This is a genomic window from Amphritea sp. (assembly GCF_050300915.1).
Lineage (GTDB): Bacteria > Pseudomonadota > Gammaproteobacteria > Pseudomonadales > Balneatricaceae > Amphritea.
This window is the reverse complement of sequence record NZ_JBNKYN010000111.1, coordinates 1-11590: the sequence shown is the minus strand read 5'-3', so window position 1 is coordinate 11590 and position 11590 is coordinate 1. Positions and strand designations below refer to the sequence as shown.

Genomic DNA, 11590 nt, shown 5'->3' with positions numbered 1-11590 from the left:
GGTCGGACCTGGCGCCATCGCGAAACCGTGGTGGTTTTATCGGCATCTGGCGTTTGTTTGCTGATATTGGGGTGACTTCAGGGCCATTGATCATTGGCCTTATGGTCAAGCTGGCTGGTTTGGCAATAGCCACCTGCAGTATTGGATTTCTTGGCCTGCTGGGCGGGGTGTTTGTCGCAAAGGCGGTCACTGAAACGCATCGGCGCTCAGCTGACTCCTGAGCAGCGGGTTTTATTTCAGGCGCAATAAAAAAGGCCTCACAAGAGGCCTTTGACGCTGAAGCCTGAACAGCTTCAGCGAGGGACACAGGGGAAATGGTAAGTTACTTTTCCCAGTAGAGCCGCATTGGGTTGTCAATCAACAACGCCTGTTGCAGCTCGGCGGTAGGCGCGATCTGAGGAATGACATCCACCAGTTTACCGTCATCAGGCACATGGGATTTCATGTTGGGATGCGGCCAGTCCGTACCCCAAAGTACCCGGTCAGGGAACTTCTCTACCAGGGTGCGGGCAAACGGTACAACATCACTGTAATCTGGTGCTTGCAGTGTCAGACGTTCAGGGCAGCTGACTTTAGTCCAGACATTGGTGTTTTCAGCCATTAGATTGATAAAGCGCTGAAAATCTTCATGATCGACACCTTTGGCCACATCGGGGCGACCCATATGGTCGACTACGATAGTGGTGTTCAGCTGCTTGAGGAACGGGATCAGGTCCTCCAGATCCGGCGCTTCAAAGTAAACCACGATATGCCAGTCCAGCTGTTTGATCTTCTCCGCAACGCTGAGGAACACCTCTTTGGGGGTGGTATCAACCAGACGTTTAACGAAGTTGAATCGTACTGCGCGAACCCCTGCTTCATGCATCGCCTGAAGCTCTTCCATGCTGATCGCCGGGTCAACAACGGCGACACCGCGAGCCAGTTCGCCAGCTGTAGTCAGCGCGTCGATCAGAGCCGCATTATCGGTGCCGTGACAAGATGCCTGAACAATGACATTGCGCTCAAAGCCCAGGTAGTCGCGCAGGGCAAACAACTGCTCTTTAGAGGCATCGCAGGGGGTGTATTTACGTTTTGGATGGTAGGGAAACTTATCTGCCGGGCCAAATACGTGGCAGTGTGCATCTACAGCTCCAGCCGGTACTCTGAATTCCGGTTTGCTTGGGCTGTCATGGAATGGAAGGTAATCAGCGTCCATCTTTTAGTCCTATTCTTTCGTTGGCAAAGGCGCGGTTAGCCAGGCTTTAGCTGGCAAACACTTCGCCATCAAACAGTTTACGGGCGGTGCGCAGAATTGCTGCACTGATTGCTTCGCCCTGTTCATTCATCTGTAGAATGACGGTCATCTCACCGATCGGGTGCTCTACCGGCATCGTTTTTGTTGCACCTGCCGGGATATCAGCCAGTGCGTGCGCAGGCGAGTCCGGCAGAATGCAGGCGGTAGCTACACTAACGGCACCTAAGACACCGATCGATGCGTGACAGCGGTGAGGAATGAAGGTGCGGGTTGAGATTGAACCGCCCTGAGTTGCACGGCTGACCATGCTCATTTTGGGTACCGATTTGTGGGTCACATCACCCAGATTCATCATCGGTCCCGCCTGAAGACGGATCGATTCCAAACGGGATTTCAGTGTTTCGTTCTGCTCCAGCTGTTCCCGGGTTTCCGTGCCGGTAATGCCCAGATCTTCAGCTTTTATGACGACCACTGGCATGCCGTTATCAATACAGGTAACCGCTACGCCATCGATGATGTCGACCTGATTGCCGGTTGGCAGCAGGGCGCCACAACTTGAGCCCGCAGTGTCCTGAAAGGTAACCGGAATGGCGCTGGCAGTGCCAGGAACACCGTCGATACGGGCATCGCCCTGATAGCTGACTTTGCCGTCGGGGGTCGGTACCTGCTCAATAGCGATCTGGCCGGTGTTCTCCATATAGATGGCAACAGAGGTTTGATCGCCGTTTATAGTGACCAGGCCGCGCTCAATCGCAAATGGCCCGACACCCGCAAGAATATTGCCGCAGTTCTGCGCATCGGTCACCGTTGCCTGATCAACAAACACCTGCAGAAACAGGTAGTCAACATCGACACCGGGGCGTTCCGATTTTTTAACCACCGCGACTTTTGACGTCAGTGGATCAGCTCCGCCGATGCCATTGATCTGGCGTGGATCCGGAGATCCCATAATTGAGAGCAGGAAGCTGTCGCGTTCCACAGTATCTGACGGCAGATCCTCGGCGAGGAAATAGGCAGCCTTAGAGGTGCCTCCCCGCATCCACATACAGCGGGCTGAATCAGACATATTTAAGCCCTTTTTCTTTCAGGCGTGGGCGCATATTATAGATATCCAGTCCCAGTTCACCATTGGCCATACGCACACGTTTATCCTCTTCGCGTGCTTCACGTGCCAGTGCTTCAGCCAGCACTTCTTCCGCTTCTTCGCGACGCACGACAACCACACCATCATCATCAGCAATGATGATATCGCCGGGGTTGATGATCTCGTCCGCACAGACCATTGGAATATTCACTGACCCCAGGGTTTCTTTAATAGTGCCCTGAGCAAAGACATGCTTGGCCCAGACGGGGAAGTTCATTTTGCGCAGATCACGGGTATCCCGAACACCGGCATCAATGATCAGACCGACTACCCCGCGAGCCTGTGCAGAAGTAGCCAGCAGATCACCAAAAAAACCAAAGTTAGACGGGGAGGTGGGGGCAAACACCATGATATCTCCCTTCTGACACTGTTCAATTGCCACATGCATCATCCAGTTGTCGCCCGCCGCCCCGGAAATGGTGATCGCGGAGCCAGCGATAGTGACATCCATCTGAATCGGTCGCAGATGATCTGCTAACAGACCCCGGCGCCCCTGCGCTTCATGAACGGTAGCAACACCACACTTTCCCAGTGCTTCGATAACAGCTGGATCGGCGCGCTCAATATTTTGTACAACAACATTCTCTTGCATAACGGTTCTCCTCAATCATCAGGCCTGCATCGGCGCGCTTTGATTACTCAATAATCTTTAAACGGCTGAATACGCGACGCGCATTGCCTTCAAAGATCATCTGTTTCTGTTCTGCAGACAGTTGAGTGTTGTTGTCAATATAGCGCTTGGTGTCATCAAAATAGTGGCCGGTTTCCGGGTCGATACCGCGTACCGCACCAATCATCTCTGATGCAAAGAGGATGTTTTCAGTTGGAATAATATCCAGCAGCAGGTCGATACCTTTCTGATGATATACACAGGTGTCGAAATAGATGTTCTTAAGTGCCGAGATCTCCAGCGGCTCATAGCCCTGATCCTGCATCAGGCCACGGAAACGACCCCAGTGATAAGGCACCGCGCCGCCGCCGTGAGGGATGATGATCTTCAGTTCCGGGAAATCTTTGAAGACATCGGACATCACCAGCTGCTGGAAGCCGGTAGTATCGGCGCCCAGATAGTGTGATCCTGTCGTGTGGAAGCAGTCGTTGCAGGACGCGCTGACGTGGATCATCGCGGGAACATCGAGCTCGCACATCTTTTCATAGAGAGGGTAGAAAGACTTATCTGCCAGAGAGGCATCCTGCCAGTGGCCGCCGGATGGGTCTGGATTGAGATTGCAGCCGATAAAACCCATCTGTTCAACAGTACGCACCAGTTCAGCTACGGATTTAGCCGGATCAACACCCGGTGACTGAGGCAGCTGAGCCACCGGCGCAAAGTTTTTCGGGAACAGGTCACAGACTCTCTTGATCAGATCATTCTGTTGTTCGGTCCAGTACTGGCTGGTGTACTCGTTACCGATATGGTGACCCATCCAGCTTGCACGGGGAGAGAAGATCGTCAGATCTGTGCCGCGTTCCTGTTGCAGACGCAACTGGTTGCCCTCGATACTTTCGATAATCTCGTCATCGCTGACAACAACCTTACCTTTCTCTCCTTTAAAAGAAGGGTCCTTGGCTACAGCGGCTTTTTGCTGTTCGCGATATTCACCAACGCCTGGAGGCGTTGTGGTGTAGTGTCCATGACAGTCGATAATCATCTGCGCTTCTCTCATACCTTGTTGTTGTGTGTCTACATACCCTGCGCTGGAAAAGCTCTGAGAGGCTCAGGCCTGACAAGTGAGCTCTGCCAGGCAAGGATAGCAAAGATGCATTAAAGGTATTCTCAACTGCCCCTTAAAGGCTATTCAGTTTTTAAAGTGTTGGTATTAGTTTTTGAGATAGACTATGTTTTATAGATCGTTTATCAGAGGATGTCTGTAGTGTTTGAAGTGCCGAATATACGCCATCTCAGGGTTTTTCTTGAGGTTGTTGAGTGTAAAAGTATTAGCAAAGCCTCTGAGCGGGTGTTTCTGTCACAACCTGCAATTACTCAGGCGATTGCCAAGCTTGAGAGTGCTCTGGGCACCTCATTGTTTAGCCGTCGTAGCGATGGTATGTATGTCAGTGAATCCGGCGAAGTGTTTGCTTTGCGGGTTCAGCGGGCATTGGATATGGTTTTGGATGGGTTGCGCGGGGCGGTCAGGCTGGGGGCAAGTAAGTCTCAGCCAACCCATCTGTTACAGATGCTCACCACCACCCAGCTGAGGGCGTTGATAGCCGTAACCGAAGCGCATAACTTCAGTATTGCCGGGCGCAATCTGGGGATATCGCAATCCTCTCTGCACCGGGCTGCCCGTGAACTGGAGGCGCTGCTGGGGGTGGTGCTATTTGAGAAAACCAGTACCGGTATTAGTTCCAGTAAAGCGGCCCGGGCGCTGGCCCGAGCCAGTAAACTGGCGTTCTCTGAGATCACTCAGGCGCGGGATGAGGTCGATGCTCTGCATAACCGGGAGATTGGTCAGCTGGTGATCGGCAGTATGCCACTGGCCCGGACATCATTGCTACCGAAGGCGATTATTGAATTCTCCCGTAAGTTTCCCGATTTCAGAATCCGGGTGAACGACGGTCCCTATGACGATCTGTTATATCACCTGCGCCATGGCGATATTGATCTGTTGCTTGGGGCGTTGCGCTTTCCGGTGCCTGCCGATGATGTTTGTCAGGAAGAGCTGTTTTCATCGCCGGTAGAGATTGTCGCCCGTCCCGGTCATCCACTGTGTGGGGATCGCAATGTTACCCTGGAAACGCTGCAAAAATATCCCTGGGTAGTGCCGGGGCGGGGCACACCTACCCGCGCTATTTTCGAGTCAACATTTACTGATGCAGGCCTTGAGGTGCCCTCCCGGTTGGTGGAAACCGGTTCCCAGATTCTGGTCCGGTCGTTGTTAACCGGCAGTGATCGTCTGACTATGATCTCAGAGCATCAGATTCAACATGAACTTTCAATGGGTGTATTTAAGACGGTTCCTTATGAGGTGTCGCATGCTTACCGGCCTATCGGTGTGACGGTAAGAACCAGCTGGAAGCCAACTGCTACGCAGTCTGCATTCATAAAGTTGTTGAGTAATACGGATCATGATATTGATCTGGAAGATCAGTAATAAACATTATTCTATTCAAAAAATGAATAGCTGTTCCGGTTAATGGATTATCCTGATTTGTGTTCCGGTGTTAGTTTTAACACCATCTGTAGATTTATATATAACGAATAGGTTACGCATTTTCGACCCTGTTGAATGTCTGGTGAACCTGTTTTTTTGCCAGACTTAGCAACAGTGTTTCGCTAATGAAAAATTGGAGAAGGTTCAATGAGAGTATGTATTGCCGGCGCTGCAGGCGCTTTTGGTATGAAACATCTGGAAGCGATCAGCGCAATTGAAGGGGCTGAAGTGGTTTCTGTTGTTGGCAGCTCTAATTTAGAGAAAATTAAAGCATTTGCGGCTGAACATAATATTCCTCATTACACCACTGATCTGGCAGAGAGTCTCGCCCGTGATGATGTCGACTGCGTGATTCTGGCGACGCCGACTCAGGTTCATGCGGCTCAGGTTAAACAGTGCCTTAAAGCGGGTAAGCACGTGCAAACTGAGATCCCAATGGCAGATAACATTGAAGATGCCAAAGAGATTGTCGCCCTGCAGAAAGAGACCGGTCTGGTTGCGATGGCGGGTCATACCCGTCGTTTTAACCCAAGCCATCAGTGGATTCATAACAAGATTCAGGCAGGTGAACTTAAAGTTCTGCAGATGGATGTTCAGACCTACTTCTTCCGTCGCACTAATACCAATGCCAAAGGTGAAGCCCGTTCCTGGACCGATCATCTGCTGTGGCATCATGCCTGCCATACGGTTGACCTGTTCCAGTACCAGACTGGCGAGACAGCGTCTCAGGTGCAGGCGATGCAAGGGCCGATTCATCCGGATCTGGGGATCGCTCTGGATATGAGTATCGGTATGAAAGTACCCAGTGGTGCGCTCTGTACTCTCTCTCTGTCATTCAATAATGATGGACCTTTCGGCACTTTCTTCCGCTATATCTGCGATAACGGCACCTATATTGCCCGCTATGATGATCTGGAAGATGGCAAAGGTAACCCGGTTGATCTTTCCGGTGTGGCGGTTTCTTTTAATGGTATTGAACTGCAGGATCGTGAATTTTTTGCTGCGATTCGTGAAGGTCGTGAACCTAACTCCAGCCTGAGCCAGTGTTACCCAGCGATGGAAACACTGGATCAACTGGAAAAATGTCTGGAAGCAGCGCAGTAACACCTAAGAACAGAGACGGCAGGAGATTGTCTTCATGAATACCCGCAAACTTGGCTCTTTTGAGTGTTCACCGATTGGTCTGGGCTGTATGAGTCTGTCGCACGCTTATGGCACGCCTCCTTCTGAGAAGGAAGCAGAGCAGGTTCTGCTACAGGCGCTCGATATGGGTTACAGCATGCTGGATACCGCTGCGCTGTATGGTTTCGGTAATAATGAAACTCTGTTGGGCAAGGTGTTGAAAGGGCGTCGTAATGAGTTTGTGCTGGCAAGTAAGTGCGGCATGTTCAAAAACGATGCGGGAGTGCGGGAGATTAATGGTCGCCCGGAGATGCTTAAGAAAACCTGTGAAGACAGCCTTCGCCGCCTGCAAACCGATGTGATCGACCTGTATTACCTGCACCGCTGGGATCGAAATGTGCCGATTGAAGAGAGTGTTGGTGCACTCTCTGATCTGGTTGCCGAAGGTAAAATTCGTGATATCGGGCTGTCAGAAGTGTCTGCCGATACCCTGCGTAAAGCTCACAAAACACATCCCATTGCGGCGGTTCAGACAGAGTATTCCCTGTGGACCCGCAACGCTGAGATTGCTGTGTTGGATGCCTGTCGGGAACTGGGTAGCACTTTTGTTGCTTTCAGTCCCTTAGCAAGAGCTTTTCTGACTGGAAAGCTGCGTGATGTTAATGCCCTTGAAGAGAAGGATATCCGCCGGGGCATGCCGCGTTTTTATGCGGATAACTACGCCGCAAACCTGCAGCTTCTGAGCCAGGTAGAGGAGGTTGCTGAAGCGGAAGATATGACGCTGGCGCAGCTGTCTCTCGCCTGGTTGTTAGGCCGTGACGAAAATATTATCCCGATTCCAGGCACGACGCGTCTGGATCATCTGAAAGAAAATTTCAGTGCTGTTGATCTGCAGCTCAGCGCGGAAGCCTTTGAGCAGCTGGATCAATTAATCAATCAGAACACTGTCGCAGGCAACCGTTATAACCCGGCAACTCAGGCAGAGATTGATACCGAAGAGTTTGTTTAATCCATAAAAGCGGTTCTGTGCCTGCATGACCGTAACAATAATAAGAAATATAAAACATCGATAAAATTTTACTGAGGAGTCTCAAATGAAAAAGCCCCTGCTGACGTCAGCAATGGCGCTGACGGCTGCCCTGATGATTCAGGCACCCGCTCAAGCGGCAGATTACACCCTGCGTCTGGCGCACTTTTTTGCACCGGTTGCCAGCCAGCACAAAGACATCGCCCAGGCCTGGGCCGATAAGGTTAAAGCCGACTCAAATGGTCGTATTGAAGTCGAGGTTTATCCCTCTTCGACACTGGCCAAGCCACCCGCGCAATATGATGCGGTAAAAAACCGTATTGCCGATGTAACCATGACGGTTCAGGGTTACACCGCTAACCGTTTCCCGCTGACTCAGGTGGTTGAGCTGCCAGGTGTTGCGAAAAATGCTGCCAACGGTTCCTGTATCCTTCAGAGCCTCTATGATGAAGGATTGATTGCCAGTGAGTATAAAGAGACGCATCCGCTGTTCTTCTTTACTCACGGCCTGGGTCATATCCATACCACCGAGAAGCTGGTGAAAGAACCTTCTGACTTTGAAGGGCTGCGTATTCGTCGTCCGACCGCGGTGGTTGCTAAGCTGCTGGAAGGTCTGGGTGCTCAGCCGGTTGGTATGCCTGCTCCACAGGCGTATCAGTCTGTTCAGCGTGGTGTTATCGATGGTGTTTCTTTGCCATGGGAAGGTCAGCTGGTATTCCGCATTAACGAACTGACGACTAAGCACACTGAAGTGGGTGGTCTGTATACATTGTCGTTTGTGATGACCATGAATAAAGATGTCTACAACAGCATGCCTGCTGATCTGCAGAAAGTTCTGGATGATAATTCCGGTACCGAGTGGTCACAGAATGCGGCGAAGGTTTTCGATGATCTTGATTTTAAAGGCCGTGCACAAGCGGTTGAGATGGGTCATGAGATCTACACTGTAGAGGGTGGTATTAAAAACCCAGCGTGGAAACCAGTTATGGATAAGGCGATTGAAGAATACCTGTCCGAAGTGGAAGCTAAGGGTTTGCCTGCCCGTAAGGTATATGCCCGTGCGAATGAACTCGCTGCAACCTGTAAATAATGTTTGATGCCTGCCGGGCTAGCCTGGCAGGCGCAAGCTTAACTGTTAAGCCCAGCCTTTCTATTCCGTTTAATGGAGTATTTTATGATGGCTTTCAGCCGGCTGTTTGATCGTATAACCCATGCAATGCATGTGATCAGCGGCGTAATTCTTGTTTCAATGATGTTTATTACTCTTGCCGATGTGCTGTCCCGTGCCCTGTTCAAAGCAACAGATGGCTCGGTTGATTTAACCTTTATCGGCGGGGTCGAACTGATTAAATATGGTCTGCTATTAATGGTTGTGTTTGCGCTGCCATATTCAGTGGGCCGGTCTCAGGTTATCGTTGATCTATTTACTGATAACTTCCACCCCCGTATCAAAGCTCTGCTTGAAGGTTTTTACATGCTGGGTTTTGTCTTGCTGGGAGCAGGCATGAGCTATCGTTTTTATGAGGCAATTGGCAATGCTGAGATGTCCGGTGAGACCACTCAGGATCTGTTAATACCCCTGACCTATCTGTATGGCCTGACGTCATTTGCAACGGCCTTTCTAGCACTGGCAGCGCTGCTGATCAGTTTTCGCCTGTTCTTCTTTTGGAAAGGAGAGAATCTGTCATGAGCGGATCAATCATTGGTTTAATCTGCATTTTCAGCATGCTGGGAATGATCGCACTGCGTATGCCAATCGCCCTGGCGATGGCGGTGACCGGCTTTGTTGGTTTCGGCTGGATCGTTGCTTTTGAGCCTGCGCTGTCTATTCTCGATAGTGGTCCGTTTGAAACCCTGTCTAATTACAGCTTCAGCCCGATCCCTATGTTTATCCTGATGGGGGTGTTTGCTTCTAAAGCGAAGATGTCTCAGGAACTGTTCGTCGGTGCCCGCACGCTGTTTGGCAGCTGGCGCGGTGGTATGGCGCTGGCTGCGGTAACCTCATGCGGTATTTTCTCTGCGATCTCTGGTTCATCAATGGCGACTGCGGCGAGTATGTCCCGCGTTGCTCTGCCGGAAATGTTGAACAACGGTTATGCCAAGTCGCTGGCATCCGGTACCCTGGCGGCCGGTGGTACCCTGGGTATTATGATTCCGCCGTCGATAGCGCTGCTGCTGTATGCGCTGATCACAGAACAGTCCGTTGGTGATATGTTTATTGCGGGTGTCATCCCGGGTTTGTTGGGGCTGGTTCTTTACTGTGTAACTATCGCAATAGTGGTGATTTTATTCCCCCATCTGGCACAGCCAGGTGCCAAAACTACTTTTGCTGAGAAGATTATTGGCCTGAAAGGTCTGGTGCCTTTTACCGGGGTGTTCGCGCTGATTATTGGTGGTATCTATACCGGTTTCTTTACTCCGACAGAGGCCGCGTCGGTTGGTGCTGCTGGTACGTTCCTTATCGCGCTGCTCCGTGGCATGAACTTCAAGCAGTTTAAAGAAGCGGTCGAAGAGACTCTGTTCATGTCGGCGATGATTTTCTTTATGATTATCGGTGCAGAGATTTTTGGTTATTTTCTCTCTGTTTCACGCATCTCTTTCTCGTTGGTAGAGTTTGTTGACAGTCTGCACCTGGCGCCATATATGGTGTTGTTCTGTGTGTTACTGCTGTTTATCCTGCTTGGTTGTGTGATGGACAGTATCGCCATGCTGCTGCTAACCGTTCCTGTTGTATACCCGCTGATAGAAGCGGCTGGTTTTGATCCGGTCTGGTTTGGTATTATCGCGGTTATCACCGTTGAGCTTGGGTTAATCACGCCTCCGGTGGGAATGAATGTGTTTGTAATCAAATCGGTCGCGCCAGATATTGCTATCAAGGATATCTTTAAAGGTGTGTTCCCGTTTGTCTTGTCAGACATTGTTCGACTGGGTTTGATTATCGCTTTTCCAGTGCTGTCGCTTGGTCTGCTTTAGGAGTTTAAGGCTATGAATATTACCTGGACCAGTGATCTCAGTGTTGGCGATCACAGTATTGATGATGATCATAAAGGCTTATTTGCATTGATTGACGAGCTTGATTCTGCGGATATGAGTCATGATTACATCAACTCCATACTGGATCGATTGAAAGCCTACACCCGTGGCCATTTTGGTCGTGAAGAGGTGTATATGAAGAACGCCGGTTTTCCGGCGTTTGATGAACACCTGGCGCAACATGAAAATTTTGTCGAGTGGCTGGAAACAATACGCGCAACCTATGCTCGATTTCCACAAAGTCCCTTCATTATTGGCGACTCTGTTAATGGTTATCTGCAACGCTGGTTGCGCCAGCATATTCTGGAAGAGGATATGAAGTACCGGGATTATATTCTCGGACAGGGCAGTAGCGCTGAATAACAGGGCAAAATAGCGCCGCAGGTTAGCGTCGCTTTCGGTGAATAAAAAAGCTCTGGCAATCATATTGCCGGAGCTTTTTTTTGCGTTATTGCCGCTGATCACAATAACATCAGTTTTTGTCAGACGTACTGCTTGCTATCGTTCTTCAGGATCTGGCTCATAGCTGTGAGCGATCCCGTCACGAAGATAAATTACCACTCTGTTGCGTCACAGCGTCAGCTAGCGAAGGCCAGAGAAAGGGCCAGAGAAAGGGCCAGAGAAGATGATTATTCAGCTCTGGCGGGTTGATTGTGGATTGGGACAGTTCAGATAGTACAGCTTAGTGATGAGACTGGCTGGCGTAATTTCTTCCGAGGCTCGGTGTCGTGCAACAGATATTATTTTAAGAGCATGATAAACAACGAATAGTCAGTCTGAGCTATTGTGAACAAACGCAAAAAGGACGCCGAAGCGTCCTTTTTCATTACTCAGTCGGATCAGGTATTAACCGAACTGGTTCATGGTGTTGTCTT

General features: G+C 50.5%; 12 protein-coding genes. 8 read left to right on the top strand and 4 right to left on the bottom strand.

All coding sequences use genetic code 11. The annotated features are described in order from the left end of the window. Positions 1 to 221 (top strand): hypothetical protein (locus tag ACQY8X_RS19640; protein ID WP_428036829.1); only part of this gene is annotated, 221 nt, incomplete at its 5' end. A gap of 101 nt (positions 222 to 322) precedes the next feature. Here ACQY8X_RS19640 and ACQY8X_RS19635 read toward each other — a convergent pair. Genes ACQY8X_RS19635 through ACQY8X_RS19620 form a run of 4 tightly spaced genes read right to left on the bottom strand, consistent with a single transcriptional unit; the run spans position 323 to position 4030 of the window. Further along, positions 323 to 1195 (bottom strand): amidohydrolase family protein, encoded by an 873-nt coding sequence (locus ACQY8X_RS19635; RefSeq protein WP_428036828.1) that lies wholly within the window; start codon positions 1193 to 1195, stop codon positions 323 to 325. Positions 1196 to 1241: 46 nt separating this feature from the next. Then, positions 1242 to 2300, bottom strand: a complete 1059-nt coding sequence (locus ACQY8X_RS19630; RefSeq protein ID WP_428036827.1) for a 4-oxalomesaconate tautomerase — start codon at positions 2298 to 2300, stop codon at positions 1242 to 1244. Continuing rightward, positions 2293 to 2970 (bottom strand): 4-carboxy-4-hydroxy-2-oxoadipate aldolase/oxaloacetate decarboxylase, encoded by a 678-nt coding sequence (locus ACQY8X_RS19625; protein ID WP_428036826.1) that lies wholly within the window; start codon positions 2968 to 2970, stop codon positions 2293 to 2295. The genes ACQY8X_RS19630 and ACQY8X_RS19625 overlap by 8 nt, the downstream gene beginning before the upstream one ends. A gap of 43 nt (positions 2971 to 3013) precedes the next feature. Continuing rightward, the gene (locus ACQY8X_RS19620) at positions 3014 to 4030 is read right to left on the bottom strand and encodes an amidohydrolase family protein (protein ID WP_428036830.1); all 1017 of its coding nucleotides are present in this window, start codon (positions 4028 to 4030) and stop codon (positions 3014 to 3016) included. Between the two features lie 213 nt (positions 4031 to 4243). Here ACQY8X_RS19620 and ACQY8X_RS19615 point away from each other — a divergent pair, with 213 nt between their 5' ends. The 7 genes from ACQY8X_RS19615 to ACQY8X_RS19585 all read left to right on the top strand — a co-directional run bounded on the left by ACQY8X_RS19615 (position 4244) and on the right by ACQY8X_RS19585 (position 11078). Further along, the gene (locus ACQY8X_RS19615; RefSeq protein WP_428036825.1) at positions 4244 to 5473 is read left to right on the top strand and encodes a LysR family transcriptional regulator; all 1230 of its coding nucleotides are present in this window, start codon (positions 4244 to 4246) and stop codon (positions 5471 to 5473) included. Positions 5474 to 5680: 207 nt separating this feature from the next. After that, positions 5681 to 6637 (top strand): Gfo/Idh/MocA family oxidoreductase, encoded by a 957-nt coding sequence (locus ACQY8X_RS19610; RefSeq protein ID WP_428036824.1) that lies wholly within the window; start codon positions 5681 to 5683, stop codon positions 6635 to 6637. Between the two features lie 34 nt (positions 6638 to 6671). Continuing rightward, positions 6672 to 7664, top strand: a complete 993-nt coding sequence (locus tag ACQY8X_RS19605; RefSeq protein WP_428036823.1) for an aldo/keto reductase — start codon at positions 6672 to 6674, stop codon at positions 7662 to 7664. Between the two features lie 85 nt (positions 7665 to 7749). Beyond that, positions 7750 to 8772 carry a TRAP transporter substrate-binding protein gene (locus tag ACQY8X_RS19600; RefSeq protein WP_428036822.1) on the top strand — a complete coding sequence of 341 codons (1023 nt, stop codon included), beginning with the start codon at positions 7750 to 7752 and terminating at the stop codon, positions 8770 to 8772. Between the two features lie 84 nt (positions 8773 to 8856). Then, complete coding sequence (locus ACQY8X_RS19595) at positions 8857 to 9372, top strand: TRAP transporter small permease subunit (protein WP_428036821.1); 516 nt, start codon at positions 8857 to 8859, stop codon at positions 9370 to 9372. Beyond that, the gene (locus ACQY8X_RS19590; RefSeq protein ID WP_428036820.1) at positions 9369 to 10655 is read left to right on the top strand and encodes a TRAP transporter large permease; all 1287 of its coding nucleotides are present in this window, start codon (positions 9369 to 9371) and stop codon (positions 10653 to 10655) included. Before ACQY8X_RS19595 ends, ACQY8X_RS19590 begins: the two co-directional genes overlap by 4 nt. 12 nt (positions 10656 to 10667) lie before the next feature. After that, positions 10668 to 11078, top strand: coding sequence for a bacteriohemerythrin (locus ACQY8X_RS19585; RefSeq protein WP_428036819.1), 411 nt, complete (start codon positions 10668 to 10670; stop codon positions 11076 to 11078). Positions 11079 to 11590 lie beyond the last annotated feature (512 nt).